The sequence below is a fragment of the Desulfotomaculum copahuensis genome (genome assembly GCF_001655685.1).
GTDB lineage: Bacteria > Bacillota > Desulfotomaculia > Desulfotomaculales > Desulfovirgulaceae > Desulfotomaculum_G > Desulfotomaculum_G copahuensis.
In genome coordinates this window covers 26,261-46,907 of the sequence record NZ_LYVF01000164.1, presented here as the reverse complement: position 1 = coordinate 46,907, position 20,647 = coordinate 26,261, and the positions used below count along the sequence as shown (strand labels likewise).

The window sequence follows — 20,647 nt, the reverse complement described above, 5'->3', positions numbered from 1 at the left end:
AGAGGAGGGTTATAATGGTTGAGAAAATTGATCATATTGGTATTGCCGTCAGGGATTTGAACCGGGCCAGGGAGTTTTACGAGGGTGTGCTCGGCCTTACTGTAACGGATACGGAAGAGGTGGCGGATCAAAAAGTGAAGGTGGCCTTTTTACCCACCGGTGACAGCGAGGTGGAATTACTCGAATCCACCACCCCGGACGGACCGATCGCCCGTTTTATCGAAAAAAACGGCGAAGGCATCCAGCACATTGCCTTCCGGGTGGCCAACCTGGCCGAAAAGCTGGCTGAACTCAAAGCGCAGGGCGTGCGCCTGATTGACGAAAAACCGCGCCAGGGGGCGGGGGGTGCCTGGATCGCCTTCCTTCACCCCAAAGCCACCGGGGGCGTGCTGGTGGAATTGTGCCAACGCGATTAGTCAGGGGAGGGAAATAATGTGGGCATGCAGGATAAACTGGAACAACTGAATCAACTGCGTCAACAAATACAGGCCGGCGGCGGTCCCAAACGGGTGGAAAAACAGCACGCCACGGGGAAAATGACCGCCCGGGAACGTATCGACATGCTCTTTGATGCCGGTACTTTTGTGGAGATCAATACATTTGCCGGTGATCCCGATATCAGCAACCTGAAAAACCCCGGTGAGGGCGTGGTTACCGGCTACGGATTGATTGACGGCCGCAAGGTATATGTCTTTGCCCAGGACTTCACCGTGGCCGGCGGTTCCCTGGGCGCCATCCACGCCGCCAAGATCTGCCGGGTGCTCGATCTGGCCATGAAAACCGGCGCCCCGGTGATCGGGCTGAACGATTCCGGCGGGGCGCGCATCCAGGAGGGTGTGGACGCCCTGAACGGCTACGGGGAGATTTTTTTCCGGAATACCATCGCCTCCGGAGTGATTCCCCAGCTTTCCGTGATCATGGGGCCGTCCGCCGGGGGGGCGGTTTACTCGCCGGCGCTGACCGACTTCATCTTCATGGTGCAGGGTACCGGACAGATGTTTATTACCGGGCCGCAGGTGATCAAGGCCGTCACCGGTGAAGAAGTGAGCATGGAGACATTGGGCGGGGCGCTGACTCACAACCAGACCAGCGGGGTGGCTCATTTCATCGCTGAAAATGAAGCAGGCTGTCTGGCCATGGTCCGGTTGCTGTTGAGTTACCTGCCCTCCAACAACCTGGAAGAAGCGCCCTGTTATCAGCCCGTGGAGCCTCCGGGCGACCCGGCGGAACTGTTGAACATTATTCCGGACAACCCGAATCAGGCTTACGACGTACGCAAGATCATCCGCCTGATTGTGGACGGCGGGGAACTGCTCGAGGTACAGCCTTTATATGCACGTAACGGCGTGGTTGGATTTGCGCGGCTGAACGGCCAGGCGGTGGGCGTAATCGCCAACCAGCCGGAATTCCTGGCCGGTTGCCTGGATATCAATGTCTCGGATAAAATCAGCCGCTTTGTGCGTTTCTGTGACGCCTTCAACCTGCCATTGCTCACTTTTATGGACGTGCCCGGCTTTCTGCCCGGCACGGCTCAGGAGTACGGCGGCATCATCCGCCACGGGGCCAAGATGCTTTACGCCTATTCCGAAGCCACCGTGCCCAAAATCACCATCATTTTGCGCAAGGCATACGGTGGTGCTTATCTGGCCATGTGCAGCAGTTCCCTGCGCGCTGACGCCGTATTTGCCTGGCCCAGCGCGGAAATCGCCGTCATGGGGCCGGAGGGCGCGGTGAACATCATTCACCGCAATGAAATTGCCGGCGCGGACAATCCGATGGAAGCGCGGGCCAGATTGACCGCCGAGTACCGGGATAAATTCGCCAACCCCTACATTGCCTGTGCCCGCGGCTATGTGGAGGACGTTATCGATCCCCGGGACACCCGCGCGCGGTTGATTGCCACTTTGCAATCCCTGTCCACCAAGCGGGAAACCAGGCCGGCCAAGAAGCACGGCAACCTGCCCTTGTAGCGGACGGCTGCAATATTATTGATCAGGGGGGGAAACTGATGACCGGGGAAAAGCAAAAAATCCGTCCGGAAATAGTGGCCGCCATTACCGCCGCTCTGGCCGCCGGCGGGCAACTGGCCGCCAGCGGGCGGATTACGCGCATCTGCCGTCAGGAACAGGAAAACCGCTGGCGGCAGGCCGGATTGATGGAATTGATGCGCAGCCACAACCTGCGCTGGCGTTTTGGCGCCTGATCAGTGTCAGTGTATCAGGTCAACCGAGGAGGGATATTTAGGATGAAAAAATTTAATGTGATTGTGAACGGCGAGTCTTTTGAAGTAACGGTGGAGGAAGCGGGAAGCGCAGCTCCGGACAATGTCAGGACAATGCCGGTCCGGCCGGCGGCGCCGCCGCCGGCTGCACCCGCGGCGGCGCCGGTTGCGCCGCCTGCGGCCGTACCGGCGGCTCCCGCCGCCGCCCCGGCCGCACCCAGGCCGGCCGCGCCGCAGGGTGCCGGAACGGTAACCGCGCCGATGCCCGGAAATATTAACGCCGTCAAGGTGAAACCCGGCGATCCGGTCAAGGCCGGCGATGTGCTGTTGATCCTGGAAGCGATGAAGATGGAAAACGAGATTCCCGCCCCCGTGGACGGTACTGTTAAAGAGGTAGCCGTGAAGCAGGGGCAGACGGTTCAAAACGGGGAACTGCTGGTGGTCATCGCCTAGGGCCGGCCGCCAATTGTCATGCGCCGTCCGTTTGTCCGCGGAAGACTGCGGACGGCGCCGGGGCCATTGAACTTATAGTCGGGAGGGATTTTGCTTGAAACGAAATAAAATTACCATTGTCGGCGCCGGGAACGTCGGCGCCACCTGTGCCCACTGGGCTGCCGCCAAGGAACTGGGGGATATTGTCCTGATCGACGTGGTGGAAGGCATTCCCCAGGGCAAGGCGCTGGATTTGATGGAAGCGGCGCCGGTGGAGGGGTTTGACGCTCTGATCACCGGCACCAATAACTATGAAGACACCGCCGGTTCGGATGTGGTGGTGATCACCGCCGGCATCGCCCGCAAACCCGGTATGAGCCGGGATGATTTGCTTGCCACCAACTGCAAAATTGTTAAAACGGTAACCGGGCAGATAGTCAAATATTCACCGGACGCTTTTATCATTGTCGTCACCAACCCGCTGGACGTAATGGCGTATGTGGCCTTGCAGGCCAGCGGCTTCCCGGCCAACCGGGTCTTCGGGATGTCCGGGGTGCTCGATTCGGCCCGCTTCCGCACCTTTATCGCCCTGGAACTGGGGGTGTCCTTTGAAGATGTGACCACTTTCGTGATGGGCGGCCACGGGGACGACATGGTGCCGCTGGTCCGCTACACTTACGTGGGCGGTATTCCGGTGGAGAAGCTGATTCCCGCCGACCGTCTGGCAGCCATGGTGGAACGCACCCGCAAGGGCGGGGCGGAGATTGTCAACTATCTGAAGTCGGGCAGCGCCTACTACGCCCCCGGTGCTTCAGTGGTCCAGATGGCCGAAGCGGTGCTCAAGGACAAAAAACGCATTCTGCCCGTCGCCGCCTACCTGCAGGGAGAATACGGCCAGGATGGAATTTACATGGGCGTGCCGGCGATCATCGGCGGCAGCGGAGTGGAGAAGATTATTGAAATCGACCTGTCGGACGGGGAAAAAGCCGCCCTGGACAAATCCGCGCAGGCGGTGCGCAAGTTGCTGGCCGGACTGGAACAATAAAATGCCCCTTAAAAATATTGCTGGCGGGGGAGGATAGAACATGACCGCACGGAAAGTGAAAATCACCGATACCACCATGCGGGACGGACATCAGTCGTTGCTGGCCACCCGTATGCGCATCGAACACATGCTGCCCATATGTGAAAAAGTCGACCAGATTGGCTTCCACTCCCTGGAGGTGTGGGGCGGGGCCACTTTTGACTCCTGCATGCGCTTCCTGAACGAGGACCCCTGGGAGCGGCTGCGCGTTTTGCGCCGCCACCTGAAAACACCGCTACAGATGCTTTTGCGGGGGCAAAACGTGGTCGGCTACAAACATTATCCCGATGACGTACTGATCGAATTCATCAAAAAAACCGTCTATAACGGGCTGGATATCTTCCGCATTTTTGACGCCTTGAACGATGTGCGCAATATGGAAAAGTCGATTGAAGTGGTCAAGCAAGAGGGCGCTCACGCCCAGGCCACGGTGGTTTACACAATCAGCCCGGTGCACAACCTGGAGTATTATGTAAAAACGGCTAAAATCCTGGCTGATATGGGCGCCGATTCAATTTGCTTGAAAGACATGGCCGGCATCCTGGCCCCCCAGCCGGCTTATGATATCATCAAGGCCTGGAAGGAAGAGCTGGACATCCCGGTTCAGCTGCACTGCCACTATACCAGCGGTATGGCCGCCATGACCTACCTGCGGGCGATCGACGCCGGTGTGGACATCATTGATTGCGCCATTTCCACTATGGCCCTGCAGACTTCCCAACCGGCCATTGAAACCATGGTTGCCGCGTTGAAAGATACACCTTATGACACCGGCCTGGATCTGAAAAAGTTGACTGAGATCGCGGAATATTTCAAGGAGGTGCGCAAGCATTACGCCCAGTTTGATGTGGCCTCCAACAGTGTGGATACGAACGTGATGATTTACCAGATTCCCGGTGGCATGATGTCCAACTTTATTTCGCAACTGAGTCAGCAAAATGCGCTGGATCGCCTGCCGGAAGTGCTGGAGGAGTTGCCCCGGGTGCGCCGGGAGTTCGGCTATCCACCGCTGGTTACACCTTCTTCCCAGATCGTCGGCACCCAGGCGGTGTTGAATGTGTTGCTGGGCCGGTATAAAATGCCCACCAGTGAAGTAAAACAGTATATGCGTGGTTATTACGGCCAGCCGCCGGCACCGGTGGACGAGGCGGTACGTAAAATGATCATTGGTGATGAACAGCCGATCACCTGCCGGCCGGCCGACCTGCTGGAACCCGGCCTGCCGGAGGCGCGCAAGGAGGCCGCCCCGTATATGCAAAAGGAGGAAGACGTCGTCTCGGTGGCCCTCTTCCCGCAGGTGGCGCCTCAGTTCCTTAAGGAGCGCCTGGCTAAAAAAATAAATGTGGATCTGGATCTGGCCGCCCGGGGCAGCGAGTTTTACCCGGCCTGACGAAAAAACAAACAAGTCAAACATATGTCTGCATGAAACCGGCAGTTTTCTGCCGGTGTTTTTTTTGCAGCAGTGCAAGCATTTTCCCGCTTTAACCAAAAATTAAAAAGCTGGTAACATCAGTTTAACATCATCCCATTATAGTTTAATGCGGGAAAAGGTTAACAACTTCCTGTGCCGGAAGGTGGCCTGTGGCATGCCAACCATTATGGTGGTGGATGATGAAGGCAGTATACTGGAACTCATACGCTTCGCACTGGAAAAGGAAGGGTACCGCGTGCTCACAGCGGAAGATGGTATGCAGGCTTTAAACCTGCTGGCTGAGAACAGTCCGGACTTGATCATCCTTGATGTGATGCTGCCGGGGCAGGACGGATTTGAAATTTGCCGCCGCTTACGCATGCAACCGGCAACGGCGCATGTGCCCGTTTTGATGCTCAGTGCCCGGGGGGATGTGGTGGACAGGGTTTTAGGCCTTGAGATGGGCGCCGACGACTACATCACCAAACCGTTCAGTCCCCGTGAACTGCTGGCCCGGGTGAAGGCAAACCTGCGCCGCAATGACCGGCGTGTCGTGGGACCGGTCAAAGAGATCCGCCATGGTGAGCTGGTCATCCACCCGGAAAAATACGAAGCTTTGTTAAACGGGCGGAAGCTGGAGCTTTCCCCGAAGGAATTTGAAATATTACTGTTGCTGGCAGGGCATCCCGGGCGTGTCTTCACCCGGGACACCCTGCTGGAAAGGATTTGGGGCTTTGATTCGGTGCGGGAAACCAGGACGGTTGACGTACATATCCGCTACCTGCGTCAAAAAATCGAAACGGATCCGGGCCATCCCCATTTTATTGAGACCGTGCGGGGAGTGGGCTACCGGTTCCGTGAAGATTAACGCCGGGTTAACACAAACTTAACCGCACCCTAACACTCAGCTAATCCCGGGTTAACAAATAATGCCTAAAATATTATCAGAATGAAAATTTGGCCAGTTAGCGACAATCTTTGTCCTGGCGTCCGATGGCAGGAGGGGAAAATGATGCAACGGGCGGACCGTTGCTTGAGATAGAAAAAACTTTCATTTAATTTAAGAGGGGGATGTCCAGTTGGGTAAAAAAACTAAATGGATGCTGGTGGCAGCCTGCGTTCTTGCGCTGGTGGTAGCCCTGGCCGGTTGCGGCAATCAAAATCAACCCAAACAGAGCCCGCAACAATCGTCCGGTGGACAAGCTGAAGTATCGGGTTCCGTTACAGCGGTTGGTTCCACTGCCCTGCAGCCACTGGTGGAACAGGCGGCCACCCAGTATATGAGCAAGAATCCCAAGGCGCAAATCGTGGTGCAGGGCGGCGGTAGCGGCACCGGGCTGTCTCAGGTCGCTCAGGGCGCGGCGAACATCGGTGACTCGGATATCTTTGCCGAGGAAAAGAGCGGTTTGGATGCGTCACAACTGGTCGATCATAGAGTGTGCGTAGTTGCCATGACCTGTGTGGTCAACCCCGGTGTCACAGTGGGCAATCTGACCACAAAACAGCTGCAGGATATCTTTACCGGCAAGGTGACCAACTGGAAGCAGGTGGGCGGTCCGGATCAGAAGATTACGGTTATTCACCGGCCCAAAGGATCAGGTACCCGCGCCACATTTAAGAAATTTGCCCTGGATGGAGTGGAAGAAACCGCTCCCGGTATGGAACAGGATTCATCCGGCACTGTGCGCAAGATGGTGGCGGAAACCCCGGGTGCCATTTCCTACCTGGCCATGTCTTATGTTGATAAAACCATTAAAGCGATTAAAATCAACGACGTCGAGCCGACGGTGGATAATGTGATTGCCGGCAAGTATCCGGTCTGGTCCTACGAGCACATGTATACCAAGGGTGAACCCACCGGATTGGCCAAAGCTTTCCTGGACTACATGGTCGGCCCGGATGTGCAGGACCAGCTGGTTTCCAAGATGGGTTATATACCGATTACCCAGATGAAAGTGGAACGTGACGCTCAGGGCAAAGTGACTCAGAAATAACTGGTAGAAGCAAACCAGGCGGGGCAAGCGGCCGGGTGATCCGGCCACCCCGCCCGTTGATATTGGCGGACTGTCCCCTGATTAGCGAGGAGGTTGTGGGGATGGAAAAAACTATGACCCCGGTTCTGGATGTAGAAAAAATAGAGCAGGCCGGCAATCCGGTCTCCGGAGCGGGAAAATCTCTTACGGCGAAGAGGAGAAGGTATGGTGAAATTATCGGCCGCGGGCTGGCTTTTTCCTGTGCCGCCGCAGTAATTCTAATCACACTGGCCATTATATATTTTATAGCCGTCAAAGGTCTGGCCATATTTACCGTCAATGGCGTAAGTATTAGGTCTTTTTTACTCGGGCTGCAATGGTATCCGGACCGGCCGGCCGCCCAGGGCGGACCGCTGGTTGGTGCGGCCACCATGATTATTGGTTCCGTACTGGTATCTTTGCTGGCGGTGCTGCTCAGCACGCCGTTAAGCGTGATTGTTTCTGTTTTCATGGTAGAAATTGCGCCCGGCTGGGGACAGCGGGTGTTGCAGCCGGCAATTGAAATTCTGGCCGGCATTCCCTCGGTTGTTTATGGCTGGATCGGCCTGAGCATGCTGGTGCCATTCATCCGCATCCATTCCGGCGGACAGGGGTTCACCGGGTTCAGTTTGCTGGCCGGGTTTCTAGTGTTGTCGGTAATGATTTTGCCCACGGTAATCAGTGTATCGGCCGACAGCCTGAAGGCGCTGCCCGGACAGTGGAAGGAAGCGGCACTGGCCCTGGGGTCCACCCGCTGGCAAACCATCCGGATGGTGCTGGTGCCGGCGGCGCGGACCGGGATTATCACCGGCGTGGTGCTCGGCCTGGCGCGTGCTTTTGGCGAGGCGCTGGCCGTACAGATGGTCATCGGCAATACCCGGGAAATTCCGCACTCTATTTTGTCGCCGATTATGACTTTGACTAGCGCCATCACTATGGATATGGGCTATACGATCATGGGCTCGATGTGGAACAACGCCCTGTGGAGCATGGGGTTGATCTTGTTGATTATGTCATTCTTCTTTATCCTGACCATCCGGTTGGTGGTCAAAAGGGGGATGGTTAAATGAACAACCGTCTTGCCGACCGGCTGGCCACAGTCATGTTTTGGGCCGGCGCCCTGCTGGTGCTGTTGATTTTGGGGTTTCTGCTCGGCTATATCCTGATTCATGGATTAAAAGATATCAGTTGGCACTTTTTAACTTCGCCGCCTCAGAATATGCTGGCTGGCGGCGGTATCGGCCCGCAGATTTTCAACTCTTTCTACCTGTTGTTATTAGCCATGCTGATTACCGTTCCCGTCGGATTGCTGGCTGGAATCTATCTGGCTGAATATGCCAGCCAGAGCAGGGTTACGGAGAGCATCCGTTTATGCATCGAAACATTATCCTCGCTGCCTTCCATTGTGGTTGGCCTGTTCGGACTGCTCATATTTGTCAACATGACCGGTTGGGGCTACACGTTGATGTCCGGGGCGCTGGCCCTGGCGGTGATCAATTTGCCCTTGATGGTGCGTGTTTCGGAAGAAGCCATCCGCAGCGTGCCGCCGGAATTACGGGAAGCCAGTCTGGCCCTTGGTGCAGCGCGCTGGCAGACGATGTGGCGGGTAATCATTCCTTCCGCTTTTCCAGGCCTGCTTACCGGCGGTATTATAGCGGCCGGGCGGGTATTCGGGGAGGCCGCGGCTTTGCTCTATACCTCGGGCATGAGCAGCCCGCCGTTGAATTTTGCTGATTTCAACCCGTTCAGCCATCTGTCGCCGTTAAATCCCTTCCGGCCGGCGGAAACACTGGCTGTACACATCTGGAAAATCAATTCCGAGTCGTTGATCCCCGACGTACGCCGGGTGGCGGACGGTTCCGCAGCCGTGCTGGTGCTGGTGGTACTCATCTTCAACCTTTCCGCGCGCTGGCTCGGACGGGTAATCCATCGCCGGATGACAGCAGCTTAGTTAGAGCTTGTGCTCCTGATGTTTCAGCACTGATAAAGAGGTGGATGATATGGATAAATATTCATCCGGCCGGATGAAGCTCTTTTCATCAACGGCCGGATTTTTTACCTCCGCTGGCAACCAATTTGCCGGGCGTAACATTGCCCGCCTTTTTAAAAAAAAAGCGCATGGCGGGGTCAGTTTTCAATTTCGCATTTTGTTTGCCTTTACCTTGTTAATTGTGATTGTGATGGGGACACTGGGCGCAGTTACATATTGGGGCGGTAAACAATGGCTGGAACGGTACACCGACGACCGGTTGCTAGTTTCAGCCCGTAACCTGTCGGAAAAGGTGGATATATTTACAACTACGGTAGACAAGCGCGAATTGACCCGCAAGGCAGGCTATTTATTGAATGCGGAAGCAAATTCCTTTAGCAGCCAGGGCATGCAGGCGCAGCTGCAAATTCTCGATCCGCAGGGAAAAATCCTGCTTTCATCAGGGCAGCAGGATAAAGGTGGCTTCAAACTGCCCGGCCGTTTGGTCGCCACCATGCTCACCCGCCGGAGCGGACTGGAAACAGTTCAGATGGCGGGTAAGCAATGGCGGGTCGCCTATCAACACATTCCGGGCAACAATTGGACTTATGTCGTTGGCCTGGCGGAAAAGGATTATCTGCAACCGATCAGCGAATTGCGCAATTTGATCGTCGTTGTGGCCCTGGCCAGCATACTGGCCACGCTGATTATTTGCGCCGTCGGGGCAAATAAGTTTGCCGGTCCGTTGAACCATTTGACCGGTGTCATGGATCGGGCGAGCAAGGGTGATTTCACCGTACGGGCGGGCAAATTGAACGCCGGCCGCGAGTTCAGCATTCTGGGAGACAGGTTGAACGCTATGTTATATGAACTGGGCCGTTTGTTCGGGCAATTCCGTGATACCGCCGGTGAATTGCATGAAACCAGTCGCCGGATGAACCGGGTGGCGGACAACCAGGTTAAATTTGCCCTGGAGACGGAGGGGGGCGTGGAAGAAATGGCTGCCACCGTAGAGAATGTAACCGGGCAGGTCATGCAGGCCAAGCAGTCCAGCGAAGAAATGATGCGCCTGGCGGGGGACGGGATGCTATCGTTGAAGACAGTAGTCGGGAAGATCGGTGAGAACCGGGAATTGATTTCTTCCACTGCATCGGCCATGCATGATCTGGAGCTGCAGATCCAGGAAATTGGTAAAATAGTTGACATAATCAATAACATTTCCAGGCAGACACACTTGCTTTCGTTGAACGCCTCGATTGAAGCGGCCCGGGCCGGAATGCAGGGACGGGGCTTTGCCGTGGTGGCGGAAGAGGTGCGCCGGCTCGCCGAGGAAACAAACCAGGCCACGGCGGAAGTGGCCAGAATTATTGATACCATTCAGGAAGGCAGCCGCCTGGTGACGGAGCGGGTGGAAGAAGGTTTGAAAGTGGCGGATCAAGGGGTGGAAACGGTCAACCTTGCTGAGGAGTCACTCCGGCAGATTGATCACGCAGTTGCCGGTACCGGTGAAAAAATAGCCGCTATTGCCTCGGCGGCACAGGAAATCATTCTGGGTACCAGGGAAGCAGTGCAGACAGTCCGGCTCATTGCCGGAACGGCAACTAACGCTGAAACGCAGGTATCGGCCCGGGATATTGCGGCCATGGCGGCCAGGTTGGCTGCCATGGCCGACCGGATGCAGCAGGACCTGGGTCGTTTTAATGTAGACAAACAGGAAGGGCCGGAAGAAGAAAAAATTAATGCAGAATTAATGCCGGCTTAATCGGGTATTAACGTTGACCGGCTAATATTTTGATAAAACGCGGGGCGGGGGAAGGGTGAAACAATGAAACTGGTGGCTGATTTGCATACACATACCATTGCCAGCGGACACGCCTTCAGCACTCTTGGGGAAATGGTTGATTCGGCTGCCGCTGCCGGCTTGAAAATGATCGCGGTGACGGATCATGGCCTGCGTATGCCCGGCGGCCCGCATGAGTATTATTTCAGCCAGCTGGCTTGTCTACCGGATCAGATTAACGGCGTCCATGTTTTAAAGGGGGTCGAAGCAAATATTATTGACCTCTGCGGTGGACTGGACATGCCCGAGCGGATGCTTAAAAGTCTTGATCTGGTGGTGGCCGGCTTTCATGATGGTTGCGGTTACCCGGGTGATTCCGTGGAGGCCAACACCAGGGCGCTGATCGGAGCCATGCAGAATCCATATGTACACATCATTGCCCATCCAGGAAATCCGGCCTATCCGGTAGATATGGACAAAGTGGTTAATGCGGCCCGCCTGGCTGGAAAAGCGTTGGAAATTAATAACAGCTCCCTTTGCCACAGCCGTCCGGGCAGCAGCCCCCGTTGCCGCCACCTGGCCCGTCTGGCCGCGCGCTGCGGTACGCTGGTGGCCATTAACAGCGACGCTCATAATTGCTATTCGGTCGGTCAGTGTGACCGGGCTTTGTCTGTGGCAGTTGAAGCAGGAATTCAGGAGAATTGTATATTGAATGCATCGCTTGATGGCATATGGTTGTTTCTGCAACAGCAGGGCAAGTGCCTGAGCAAAACTTCTTAATCTGATCTCAATTTTAATAAATAATTAATGAATTATGCCTTGTACCTTAATCTTGCTGTTATACAATATTACCGAAAAGGAGATAAGGAAAAGAGGCGTTTATCTTGGTAAAGATTTGGCAGAATGATGACCATATATTTATCGGTGGTATCATAGTCAATCATCATTTTAAAAAAGTTCGCACCGCATTGGAAAAAGCTTGCCGGGAAAACAGCAGACTGGTAATTGATCTTGCTGAACTTGAGTATATTGATCGTGCAGGTGCGATAGAGCTCTTTGAACTTTTGAGTGAAATGCAAAACAGCGGACGCAGGATAGAGTTATCCAATGTCAGGGAGCGAGTATTGTTTTCATTCCTTCAATTATCCGCGGAGTTGTTTGTCAAGGCGGAGCTTTTTAGTAAGGCCGGATAGACAAGGTAATGGATTGGGGGAATTGGTAGTTTTTTTTACCGGCTGCCCGGGTGGATTAATCAAACCTTGTCCTGGTTAAGATAATAGCGAGGTTTGTTTTCCTGCCAGGCCGGATGGGGAGGACTACCGAATTTGATTGGGAATTCGTCTTGGGTGGCGGCAAAAATGTTTCTGGCCGTTGCCGATCCGATACAAAATCTGGTTGACCGGGGCGGCATCACGCACGCCTTTTGTAACCGCCAGGCCATTAAGATTATGCTCAATGACGGCTGGGAAGAAGAAGCGGAAATTACCGGCAGCTATCTGGTTTGTTTAAATAAAGGAAACTGCTGGGCTGACCGCGGCTGGAAATGTTTTGCCCATTATTTGAAGCCGGAATCAGGAAACGGCCTTGGTCCCTGGCCGGATGCCGGAAGTGAATGTGAACATTATGTTGCCAGGGCCAGGCTATGCTGGGAACAGCGCAAATTTAAGCAGGCTTTTTTCTACCTGGGTGCGGCGGCTCATCTGGTTCAGGATCTTTGTGTTCCGCATCATGCCAGGGGAATTGCCTTTGGCGGTCACCAACGTTATGAAAGATGGGTACAGCATCATTTTCAGTTTTTCCCGGCGGATAATGCAGGCTGTTATGATCTGGCCCCGCCCGGCGGCGCTTGGATCGATGCCAACGCCCGGGTGGCCCGGGAATTCATGGCCCAGGTTGCCGTGAGCCGCGGGGAACAGGGTTACCGGGAAGCAACGGCGGTTTTACTGCCTCTGGCGCAACGCACCACAGCCGGTTTCCTGTTGCAGTGCCTGCATGATTTCAATAAGCCCACTACCTCCTTCTTCACATAGAAGAGCTGCAGTTAATTCTGCAGCCCATTTTTTTGCTCTCTTTAATATTATGTAAACAAATTGCGAAGGGGATTGGGAAGAGGGATTATTATTGTAATTTGAGATTGATATTTTTCCTTTCGCCGGGGAGTTTAGTCCATTGACGGAATAACTGCTGATCTTTTTTTTAAAATCAAATAAAATTAATTAAAATGGGAACCTGCAAAATAGATCCGACAGAGGGCTGGTTTGAATTGGTCAGAATAGACAAGTACAAATTAAAGCAAATTACCAAAATGTGTATACTTGAAGAGGATAAAGTCTGCGACAATTGTTGTTCTTGTTTTGTTTGTGAGCTGGATCCGGCCAAAACGTGTGACAACTGCGCCAAGTGTCTGGAACTGGCCGATTATAACGACATTCCGATTGATGACATTATCCTTCCTTGGAATGAAAAACATGGGAATGAAAAACATGAGCATGAAAAACATGAAAAAGTGGTTAAAAATAATAGTGGCTAAAATAATAAGGGAGTAGTAGCTGTTTTTGTTCGATATTGGTACCCATAATAAGTATTATGTAAACTAAGGGCAGCTGACCGATCATCTTCTCCAGCACCTCCGCAAATAATATTTCTAACGTTCGAACCATGTCCGGCAAGGGTTTTTTTATTGTTTTGTTGAAAGAAAATATATATGGAATAACATTAGTCGCGGGGGTTGGAGAAAATTATGCCGGAGAACAAAAAAAGACCCGGCGGCGCGTTTGCCGGATCCGTTTTAGTACTGGTGCCGTTTTTCTTTTTGCTGTCAATGACGGGCGGCTGTTCCAGCGCTCAGAGTATGCCTGGTTATTTGCTCCGCTCACCGGTGATTGCCGGGGATGCACAGTCAAATCAAACTGCAGGCACGCAACCAGGTCAGCCGTCGCGGTTCGAAATTATCTATGAACACGGGGAAACAAAAAACCTGGGCGGTTTTACCGTGATTCGCGACAATGCCACCGGGCAGGAATACCTGGCCGTAATCGGTTTGAACGGTTCATCATCTGTTATCGCAATCAAGTCACCCCCCGCACCGGGTGGAGCGGGTACAGTACGGTAATATCTACCGCGCTTTCCGGTATTTTTCTTTCGTCTTGATCAGTTCGTCGAAACTTACCAGCAGGCTAAGGGCGCTTTGACGTGAGGACAGCGTACCGGCATTAAGCAGTGCCTGTTTGGACATGCGCTGATATAATTCCCGGTCGGTAAGCAGTTGTTGCACTCCTTTGATGAATGCCTTCCGGTCGCCGGCCTCGGTCAGGAAACCGTCTTCTCCGTCACGCACCATCTCCATGGCTCCAAAGGCCCTGACGGCCACTACCGGCAGACCGGCTGCTTTGGCCTCGGCCAGTACCAGTCCCTGGGTTTCCGTTTTGGAGCCGAAGATGAAAATATCGGCGCCGCAATAACAGTTTATCACCTCGGAGCGCGGTAATGTGCCGGTCAAAATCACCTGGTTTTTTAAACCAAGTCTGTCTGTTTGCTTTTTAATCGCTTCTTCTTCCGGCCCCCCTCCCACAATAACCAGCCGGGTTGCCGGCAGTTCCGCTACGATTGCGGCGAAGTTATCCAGAATGTAGCCGATGTTTTTTTCCTGCCCCAGCCGGCCCACAAACAGAAGGATTTTTTCTTCCGGCGCGATTTTATACTTATGCCTCAGCCATTGTTTGTTGCCGGCCGAAAACTCTTCCAGCTTGATGCCGGTGGGTATTTTTTTCACCGCCGTACGGACGCCCATTTTTATTAAATGCTCACCAATCACGCCGGTGGGTACAATGACCAGGTCGCACTGATTGCAAAAGTCACGGCAAAAGCGCCGGGTCAGTTCCCGGGTGACCTCCCGGGCAAAGGGTACATAATGCACGTATTGATCATAAAGGGTGTGAAATGTGAAGACCAGTGGTACGCCCATTTGCTTTGCGAAATGTGCCCCTAACCGCCCGAGCAGAAAAGGGGAATGCACGTGAATGATCTCGGGCTCCCAACGGCGCATGGTCTGACGTAATTGCAGGGAAAAAGGCAGTGCCAGGGTAAAGTCCGGGTTGGTCGGGGCCGGGATGGAAGCAAACCGGAATACCCGGTTTTCCTTTTGACAATTCGGATAGCTCGGCGCAAAGATAAAAATGTCATGACCCAAAGAGGTAAGTTCACTGGTGAAAGTTTCGATGGAACGGACAACGCCACTGGTATATGGACGGTAGCTGTCAGTGAACACGCCTATTTTCAAAGCGGTTTGACACCCTTCCTGAAAATGGATTTGATATTATTATATCATATCCATGTTAAAATATCGCATTCTCAATCCCCTTCTGCATTTTCTTTTTCCCAGTGGTAGCCGGCTGATGTAATCCGCCACCCGGTACGCTCTTTTTTTAAAAGATAGGTCGCTTTTCCGTGCCGGATCACGCCTGTACGTACATCCTGATCGGTTAATCGCGCCTCCACCCGTGCCGTTTCACCGCTCAGCAGTTGAACCCGTCCACCTTCCAGGCCGGGTTTCCAGTACCAGTCGGTTGGCCGGGAGATAAAATCCCAAACATTGCGGCTCAAATCCTCCAACAAAGGTCCTCCGTAGTAACGGCTCAAGATGGATTTCACTTCCGTCTCGCTGCCGGCCCGCCACCAGGCTTGATCCGTTACCGCACCCTGTACCACCGTCCAAATTTCCTGCTCCGGGGTTTTGGCCGGCGCCGCCCGGCCGGTATCTATCCGCACCGTGCCGGCCAGGGATAATAAAGTCAAGACGGCAACCATAAACAATAGAAACGGCAAAGAACATGGAACGCGCCCGTACCGGCTGTAATTTCCAAACATCTGGACCATCCCCCCGCCATTTTTCATATTTAATATTACGGCGGCGGAGGGATTTCTTCCTTGTAAAAATATGGGAGTGATTCGGTTTTATTGACTTTTTGCTGTTTTAGAGTCCGCGCAAAAATTCCGGACGCAATCCAGCCCGGCCCGGCTCTTTTATTGCTTGTTTCAGCAGTGCGAGCAGCTTTTCCCGGTCATCATTGAGCTTACCCTTTAAAGGAAGGTAGTTTGAAGCATGGTTGGAGCGGAACAGGCATCCGCTCAGATTAATGTCTTCCAGTAGCCAGGCAATTTCCCGCAGTGATTCAAGGGGTGTCAGCAGGGTGAATTTCCCCGCTTTGATTTGATGGTATAAAGAAGTGTTTTCCAGCACCATCAATGTGAGGGCGGACAGAAAGTGCGGGTTGATGGCGTTGATCACCCGGGCGGTGGCCCGGGCGTGATCGAGTGATTGTTCCCGGCCACCCAGCCCGGTAATCACAGTTACCGAAAGAGTGAAGCCGGCTTCTATGGCGGCGCGCCCGGCGCGGATCATGCCGGCGGCGTCCACTCCTTTGGCCATCTTTTTTAAAATTTGATCGTGGCCGCTTTCGACTCCCAGATAAAGAAGTTGCAGTCCTGCCTTCCGGAGCCGGGACAGTTCGGCCGGCGTTTTGGCCAGCAAATCGCGCGGTCCGGCATAACCGGCCACCCGTTCCAGATATGGAAAAGCCCGGTTCAGCCGGGACAGCAGATCCAGCAAGTCACCGGTTTCCATGGCCAGAACGTCTCCGTCGGCCAGGAATAAGCGTTTTACCCGTCCGCCTGTTACCGCTGCGGCTTCATTTATGTCCCGCTGGATTTCCTCCCGGCTGCGTACCCGGAACATTTTACCCTTGTACATGCCGCAGAAAGCACAGGCGTTATGTGCACATCCGGTGGTAGCCTGTAGTATCAGACTGTTGGCTTCGCTGGGTGGACGGAAAACAGGTTCTTCGTAAAACATACCGCTCCCCTCTTCAATGTCGCGGATGGGCGGAAACAGTTTTTATGGCATTGGTAATGGCAGCGATAACTTGCGCCTTGCCGCCGATTTGGTCAAAACTGACCTTGGTGAAAATGGTGCCTTCGTTCGAGGCCACATAATGCGGCGGCAACTGATTCAAGCTGAGCGCCAGAATGTCTTCCCGGCAACGCTGGCAGTCGCAGGTATCCGGATGGGCAAGCCGGTATTCCTGCAGCACATCCGGCAGAGCCCTTCTTACCGCTTCTTCAGTATAGTTATGAACCATTTGGGCGCGGCCTGCACCGTGTTCTTTTACACCTGGCTGCAATGGCCATGCCAGGTCTTTTTCCCGGTCAGACCTTCTCTCCTTTCGGCTTGAACTGTCGTGATTTTAAGTGCGCAGGGTCGCTACCAGCCTTTTCGGGTGCAAAAGCATGTCCAACCCGTCATTGATGTCCGTCACCACTACGTCGGCCGACTGCAGCGACCGCACCGAAGTCCCTTCCGGTCCCAGTACAATGATACCCAGCGCGGCCGCGGCCAGCATAAGCGAGTCATTTGCTCCATTGCCGACAGTTACCGTTTGTTCTGCGCCCAGCCGGTTAATAAACTTTTCCTTTTGACTGCCCCCTTCCCCCGGTTCCAGCAAATGCACCGCAGCTTTTATATTCCGGCAGGCCTCCCGCCCGGTGCCGAAAGTATCCGCCGTAAGCACATGCACTGTAAGCTGTCCGGCCAGCCTGTTCAACCTTTCCTCCACCCCCGGTATCAGGACGCCATCTTTGGCCATGGTACCATTGAAATCCAGCACCAGATGTTCAATGACCAGTAGACCGCGCCCGGGGATTTCCACCCTGATCATTTCATCCACCCCGTTCCGTGTTTTTTTTCATTATACATCCGGGAATGGAGCCGGGGCAATCTATTTAAGCTGCTGTTAAATCAAGTAATCTGGCCGGTCGTCTAACTTGCCGGCCGGAAAAGTTTTTCGTGGTTTGATACGCACCGCACGGGTGCATCTTTGGCGTTAAACCGCACTGCTGCTCTGCCTCTTAATATGTTATGTCAACTTTTCTGCACATGGTATGCATAACAATTTACCGTTAATATTTCTGGTGCGTGTCTCCATTACTGCTTCACCGCAAGAAGCGCACCGGATAGACTGATGGATTTGTGCCTTTGGCGGCAGATCCAGATCCACCCTGCTGATATCAAAACAGTCCCGCCCGGCGTTGAGAATATTTTCAATGAATTCCTGCTGCAATTTTGCCAACTGCCGCTTTTCTTCCGGTCCGGCCTGCCCGGAAGCCGCCAGTTGACGCAGGCGGGCAAGTTCTGGGCGGTCGAAGGCGCCATATTTGACTGCTATGCGCACCCCCCGGTTCTCACTCCGGTGGGCTATGGTATATACGTGCTTGCCGTAATCGTGAAAAAACAGGTTGCCCTTGCCGAATGTACACCCGGTGAGCACCTGCAGGGCATCTACCCCGCAGGCTTTATTTTCCACCAGGGCCACCATTTCTTCATCAATTGAGCGTCCGGCTCCTAGTTCATGCAAGGCCAGTTGGGTGGCCCGGAAGCCGATGGCCAGGCCCGGGCAAATATGGCCATGAAATTCAAAAGCTTTCTCCCAGTCGCTTTTCCCCAGGCACATTATTTGCACTCCCCTTCCTTGTTGTCACCCAGACAAATACCCAGTTTCCTGGCGGAATGTAAAAGATCACTGTCCAGGGGTACCTGGCGGGTGCGTCCACCGGTTTCAGCCAGTGGTACCGAGGTGATTTCAGTACCGTGCAAGCAGACCATTTCACCGAAACGGCCCTCCATTACCAGTTTCACCGCACCGGTGCCGTAACGGGTGGCCAGGATGCGGTCAAAAGCGGTCGGTGAACCGCCCCGTTGCAGGTGTCCCAGCACGGTTACCCGGGCTTCTTTGCCGGTGGCTTCTTCCAGTTGCCGTGCCACCACCTGCCCGATGCCGCCCAGGCGAACCGGGTCGAAACTGTCCTCCACCCTTTTTTGGACCACCTGTTCGCCGTTTAATGGTTTGGCTCCCTCGGCCACGACCACGATACTGAACTTTTTCCCCTGTTGTTCCCGTTGATTTATTTTGCCGATTACCTGTTCGATACGGTAGGGCAGTTCCGGAATTAAAATCACGTCCGCACCGCCGGCCAGCCCGGCCTCCAGGGCGATCCAGCCGGCGTAACGGCCCATAACTTCGAGCACCATGATCCGGTGATGAGATTCAGCGGTGGTGTGCAGTTTGTCCAGAGCTTCCGTAGCCGTGGTCAGTGCGGTGTCAAAACCGAAAGTTTGATCCGTATCCATCAGGTCGTTGTCTATGGTTTTCGGTACTCCCACCACCGGCAGTCCCCGCTCGTAAAGCTCCTTGGCGATGGCCAAACTGCCATCGCCGCCGATCACCACCAGGGCATCCACCTGGTGGATGCTAACATTTTCGAAAATCCGGTCCGATATGTCTACATAAACTTTTTCCTTGCCTTTAACCACCGGATAGTGAAAAGGGTTGTCCCGGTTGGTTGTGCCCAGGATGGTGCCGCCCCGGGGTAAAATGCCCACCACATCCTGCTCGGTCATTTCGCGGGTCTGGTTTTTGATCAAACCGCCGAATCCGTTGAGAAATCCTAATACGGACAGGTCATATTCCCGGATGGCGGTTTTTACCACTGCCCGGATCACGGCATTCAACCCCGGTGCGTCGCCGCCGCCGGTTAATACACCCAGCCGTTTAATCTTGACGGTCATGATTAGGCCCCCTCATCAAAATTATTTCTATTATCCCTCTTTTATACGCCGTTTAACAGGTTTATCCTGCCGTCAGGAAATGCCGCAGAATATCATTGACCCGGGCGGGTTCTTCAAGCATCATCATGTGTCCGGCACCGTGCACCACGGCCAGTTCGGCCCGGGGAAGGGTGTCCGCCAGATAGCGTCCGTATTTAAGAGGTGTGAGCTGATCGCGGTCGGCGCTGATCACCAGCGCCGGTACGTTGATCGTGGACAACTCCGGCATCAAATCAAAATGGTCGCAAGCAGTATAATCGGCCAACAGCACCGCCGGAGGGACGCCGGCCAGCTCTTCCCGGGCGGAGCGCAGCAGTAAGTCCGGTGCTTCGTTACTGTAGGCCAATGCGGTTAGATCGTAGCTTTCCCCGCGGCGGAAGGCCTCCAGCATAGCCGGCAGCACCCGTAAGCGGGCGCCGGTGCCCACCAAAATGATCCCTTTTAAAAGCAGGGGATAATAACGGGCAAAGTCCAGGGCAATCGCTCCGCCCATGGAATGCCCGGCCAGGTAAAACGGCCGGTCAGGCAGCATCTGCGCGGCAAAGGCACGGATAAATTCGCGGTAAGCGGCAATTTGATCGCAGGCCCGTCCGCCGGAACGGCCATGTCCGGGCAGATCCACGGCATAAACAAGGTAATCGCGTTTTAGCGCTTGCAACTGGGGCAGCCAGTGACGGTGACTGCCTCCCGCCCCGTGCACGAATACAACACCCTGTGCCGGTTCCTTTCCGTCCGGTTTACCGGAGGCATAAAAATATACGTTATCTTCGATTACAATATGTGGCATTATGTAAACCCCCTTTTAAAAAAATTACCGGTGCCAGAACCGGTAATTTTCACTAAAGAAGTGATTATATGCGTGGTAAATTTGCTTTGTTTAATGGTGCATTTCGCATTCATTCAATGGCGCCTTTTTGGGCTCTTCGTATTTGTCCCACATGGCAGTGAAAAAATACCCGATACCCAGCATGACCACCGTGGTAAAAAAACCAAACACGATACCCTGCCACCAGTGGCTGAAAAACATAACTTCTCCCTCCCTTGCGGAATGATTGCTTTCTGGCACAAGCAACATCCGG

Annotated in this window: 25 protein-coding genes; 16 read left to right on the top strand and 9 right to left on the bottom strand. The window is 54.1% G+C overall.

Annotated elements, in window-relative coordinates:
• The first annotated feature begins 14 nt into the window (after positions 1-14).
• The 16 genes from mce to A6M21_RS10380 all read left to right on the top strand — a co-directional run bounded on the left by mce (position 15) and on the right by A6M21_RS10380 (position 14,021).
• Positions 15-416: a methylmalonyl-CoA epimerase gene (mce, locus tag A6M21_RS10455; RefSeq protein ID WP_066668523.1), complete on the top strand. Its 402-nt coding sequence runs from the start codon at positions 15-17 to the stop codon at positions 414-416.
• Positions 417-434: 18 nt separating this feature from the next.
• On the top strand, positions 435-1,970 hold the full coding sequence (locus A6M21_RS10450) for an acyl-CoA carboxylase subunit beta (RefSeq protein ID WP_066668522.1): 1,536 nt from the start codon (positions 435-437) through the stop codon (positions 1,968-1,970).
• A 38-nt stretch (positions 1,971-2,008) separates the two neighbouring features.
• Positions 2,009-2,203, top strand: coding sequence for a hypothetical protein (locus A6M21_RS10445; protein ID WP_066668521.1), 195 nt, complete (start codon positions 2,009-2,011; stop codon positions 2,201-2,203).
• Positions 2,204-2,245: 42 nt separating this feature from the next.
• Positions 2,246-2,674, top strand: coding sequence for a biotin/lipoyl-containing protein (locus tag A6M21_RS10440; RefSeq protein WP_066668520.1), 429 nt, complete (start codon positions 2,246-2,248; stop codon positions 2,672-2,674).
• A 94-nt stretch (positions 2,675-2,768) separates the two neighbouring features.
• Positions 2,769-3,698 (top strand): malate dehydrogenase, encoded by a 930-nt coding sequence (gene mdh / locus A6M21_RS10435; RefSeq protein ID WP_066668516.1) that lies wholly within the window; start codon positions 2,769-2,771, stop codon positions 3,696-3,698.
• 40 nt (positions 3,699-3,738) lie between these two features.
• Entirely contained in the window at positions 3,739-5,127 is a 1,389-nt protein-coding gene (locus A6M21_RS10430; RefSeq protein WP_066668515.1) for an oxaloacetate decarboxylase subunit alpha, read from the top strand.
• Positions 5,128-5,323: 196 nt separating this feature from the next.
• Complete coding sequence (locus A6M21_RS10425) at positions 5,324-6,016, top strand: response regulator (protein ID WP_066668678.1); 693 nt, start codon at positions 5,324-5,326, stop codon at positions 6,014-6,016.
• Positions 6,017-6,248: 232 nt separating this feature from the next.
• Positions 6,249-7,142, top strand: a complete 894-nt coding sequence (locus tag A6M21_RS10420) for a phosphate ABC transporter substrate-binding protein (RefSeq protein WP_066668676.1) — start codon at positions 6,249-6,251, stop codon at positions 7,140-7,142.
• Positions 7,143-7,243: 101 nt separating this feature from the next.
• Entirely contained in the window at positions 7,244-8,230 is a 987-nt protein-coding gene (pstC, locus tag A6M21_RS10415) for a phosphate ABC transporter permease subunit PstC (RefSeq protein ID WP_242868822.1), read from the top strand.
• The gene (pstA, locus tag A6M21_RS10410; protein WP_066668514.1) at positions 8,227-9,111 is read left to right on the top strand and encodes a phosphate ABC transporter permease PstA; all 885 of its coding nucleotides are present in this window, start codon (positions 8,227-8,229) and stop codon (positions 9,109-9,111) included. The genes pstC and pstA overlap by 4 nt, the downstream gene beginning before the upstream one ends.
• Before the next feature lie 49 nt (positions 9,112-9,160).
• Complete coding sequence (locus tag A6M21_RS10405) at positions 9,161-10,891, top strand: methyl-accepting chemotaxis protein (protein ID WP_066668513.1); 1,731 nt, start codon at positions 9,161-9,163, stop codon at positions 10,889-10,891.
• 63 nt (positions 10,892-10,954) lie between these two features.
• On the top strand, positions 10,955-11,689 hold the full coding sequence (locus A6M21_RS10400) for a phosphatase (RefSeq protein WP_066668511.1): 735 nt from the start codon (positions 10,955-10,957) through the stop codon (positions 11,687-11,689).
• A 104-nt stretch (positions 11,690-11,793) separates the two neighbouring features.
• A complete protein-coding gene (locus A6M21_RS10395; RefSeq protein WP_066668510.1) occupies positions 11,794-12,102 on the top strand; it encodes an STAS domain-containing protein in 309 nt (102 codons plus the stop codon).
• A gap of 165 nt (positions 12,103-12,267) precedes the next feature.
• Positions 12,268-12,939: a zinc dependent phospholipase C family protein gene (locus A6M21_RS10390; RefSeq protein ID WP_066668672.1), complete on the top strand. Its 672-nt coding sequence runs from the start codon at positions 12,268-12,270 to the stop codon at positions 12,937-12,939.
• Positions 12,940-13,172: 233 nt separating this feature from the next.
• Complete coding sequence (locus A6M21_RS10385) at positions 13,173-13,439, top strand: hypothetical protein (protein WP_078060570.1); 267 nt, start codon at positions 13,173-13,175, stop codon at positions 13,437-13,439.
• A gap of 210 nt (positions 13,440-13,649) precedes the next feature.
• Entirely contained in the window at positions 13,650-14,021 is a 372-nt protein-coding gene (locus A6M21_RS10380; RefSeq protein ID WP_066668509.1) for a hypothetical protein, read from the top strand.
• Between the two features lie 3 nt (positions 14,022-14,024).
• On the opposite strand, the gene A6M21_RS10375 is transcribed toward A6M21_RS10380, so the two are convergent.
• The 9 genes from A6M21_RS10375 to A6M21_RS18935 form a co-directional block, all read right to left on the bottom strand.
• On the bottom strand, positions 14,025-15,188 hold the full coding sequence (locus A6M21_RS10375; RefSeq protein ID WP_066668507.1) for a glycosyltransferase family 4 protein: 1,164 nt from the start codon (positions 15,186-15,188) through the stop codon (positions 14,025-14,027).
• 71 nt (positions 15,189-15,259) lie between these two features.
• Positions 15,260-15,775 carry a hypothetical protein gene (locus A6M21_RS10370; RefSeq protein WP_151191896.1) on the bottom strand — a complete coding sequence of 172 codons (516 nt, stop codon included), beginning with the start codon at positions 15,773-15,775 and terminating at the stop codon, positions 15,260-15,262.
• Positions 15,776-15,881: 106 nt separating this feature from the next.
• Positions 15,882-16,760 (bottom strand): radical SAM protein, encoded by an 879-nt coding sequence (locus tag A6M21_RS10365; protein ID WP_066668503.1) that lies wholly within the window; start codon positions 16,758-16,760, stop codon positions 15,882-15,884.
• 13 nt (positions 16,761-16,773) lie between these two features.
• Positions 16,774-17,046 (bottom strand): late competence development ComFB family protein, encoded by a 273-nt coding sequence (locus A6M21_RS10360; RefSeq protein ID WP_066668501.1) that lies wholly within the window; start codon positions 17,044-17,046, stop codon positions 16,774-16,776.
• A gap of 105 nt (positions 17,047-17,151) precedes the next feature.
• The gene (locus A6M21_RS10355) at positions 17,152-17,622 is read right to left on the bottom strand and encodes an HAD family hydrolase (RefSeq protein ID WP_066668500.1); all 471 of its coding nucleotides are present in this window, start codon (positions 17,620-17,622) and stop codon (positions 17,152-17,154) included.
• A 198-nt stretch (positions 17,623-17,820) separates the two neighbouring features.
• Positions 17,821-18,414 (bottom strand): FmdE family protein, encoded by a 594-nt coding sequence (locus tag A6M21_RS10350; RefSeq protein ID WP_066668499.1) that lies wholly within the window; start codon positions 18,412-18,414, stop codon positions 17,821-17,823.
• Positions 18,414-19,529, bottom strand: a complete 1,116-nt coding sequence (locus A6M21_RS10345; protein ID WP_066668498.1) for a 6-phosphofructokinase — start codon at positions 19,527-19,529, stop codon at positions 18,414-18,416. Before A6M21_RS10345 ends, A6M21_RS10350 begins: the two co-directional genes overlap by 1 nt.
• Before the next feature lie 61 nt (positions 19,530-19,590).
• On the bottom strand, positions 19,591-20,355 hold the full coding sequence (locus A6M21_RS10340) for an alpha/beta fold hydrolase (protein WP_066668496.1): 765 nt from the start codon (positions 20,353-20,355) through the stop codon (positions 19,591-19,593).
• A 90-nt stretch (positions 20,356-20,445) separates the two neighbouring features.
• On the bottom strand, positions 20,446-20,595 hold the full coding sequence (locus tag A6M21_RS18935) for a hypothetical protein (protein WP_201721871.1): 150 nt from the start codon (positions 20,593-20,595) through the stop codon (positions 20,446-20,448).
• Positions 20,596-20,647 lie beyond the last annotated feature (52 nt).

Bases quoted from the DNA above. Each gene is read 5' to 3' on its own strand.
- mce (WP_066668523.1), top strand. From the start codon at position 15: ATGGTTGAGAAAATTGATCATATTGGTATTGCCGTCAGGGATTTGAAC.
- A6M21_RS10445 (WP_066668521.1), top strand. From the start codon at position 2,009: ATGACCGGGGAAAAGCAAAAAATCCGTCCGGAAATAGTGGCCGCCATT.
- A6M21_RS10440 (WP_066668520.1), top strand. From the start codon at position 2,246: ATGAAAAAATTTAATGTGATTGTGAACGGCGAGTCTTTTGAAGTAACG.
- A6M21_RS10430 (WP_066668515.1), top strand. From the start codon at position 3,739: ATGACCGCACGGAAAGTGAAAATCACCGATACCACCATGCGGGACGGA.
- A6M21_RS10425 (WP_066668678.1), top strand. From the start codon at position 5,324: ATGCCAACCATTATGGTGGTGGATGATGAAGGCAGTATACTGGAACTC.
- A6M21_RS10420 (WP_066668676.1), top strand. From the start codon at position 6,249: ATGCTGGTGGCAGCCTGCGTTCTTGCGCTGGTGGTAGCCCTGGCCGGT.
- pstC (WP_242868822.1), top strand. From the start codon at position 7,244: ATGGAAAAAACTATGACCCCGGTTCTGGATGTAGAAAAAATAGAGCAG.
- pstA (WP_066668514.1), top strand. From the start codon at position 8,227: ATGAACAACCGTCTTGCCGACCGGCTGGCCACAGTCATGTTTTGGGCC.
- A6M21_RS10405 (WP_066668513.1), top strand. From the start codon at position 9,161: ATGGATAAATATTCATCCGGCCGGATGAAGCTCTTTTCATCAACGGCC.
- A6M21_RS10400 (WP_066668511.1), top strand. From the start codon at position 10,955: ATGAAACTGGTGGCTGATTTGCATACACATACCATTGCCAGCGGACAC.
- A6M21_RS10390 (WP_066668672.1), top strand. From the start codon at position 12,268: ATGTTTCTGGCCGTTGCCGATCCGATACAAAATCTGGTTGACCGGGGC.
- A6M21_RS10380 (WP_066668509.1), top strand. From the start codon at position 13,650: ATGCCGGAGAACAAAAAAAGACCCGGCGGCGCGTTTGCCGGATCCGTT.
- A6M21_RS10370 (WP_151191896.1), bottom strand. From the start codon at position 15,775: ATGTTTGGAAATTACAGCCGGTACGGGCGCGTTCCATGTTCTTTGCCG.
- A6M21_RS10365 (WP_066668503.1), bottom strand. From the start codon at position 16,760: ATGTTTTACGAAGAACCTGTTTTCCGTCCACCCAGCGAAGCCAACAGT.
- A6M21_RS10360 (WP_066668501.1), bottom strand. From the start codon at position 17,046: ATGGTTCATAACTATACTGAAGAAGCGGTAAGAAGGGCTCTGCCGGAT.
- A6M21_RS10355 (WP_066668500.1), bottom strand. From the start codon at position 17,622: ATGATCAGGGTGGAAATCCCCGGGCGCGGTCTACTGGTCATTGAACAT.
- A6M21_RS10350 (WP_066668499.1), bottom strand. From the start codon at position 18,414: ATGTGCCTGGGGAAAAGCGACTGGGAGAAAGCTTTTGAATTTCATGGC.
- A6M21_RS10345 (WP_066668498.1), bottom strand. From the start codon at position 19,529: ATGACCGTCAAGATTAAACGGCTGGGTGTATTAACCGGCGGCGGCGAC.
- A6M21_RS10340 (WP_066668496.1), bottom strand. From the start codon at position 20,355: ATGCCACATATTGTAATCGAAGATAACGTATATTTTTATGCCTCCGGT.
- A6M21_RS18935 (WP_201721871.1), bottom strand. From the start codon at position 20,595: ATGTTTTTCAGCCACTGGTGGCAGGGTATCGTGTTTGGTTTTTTTACC.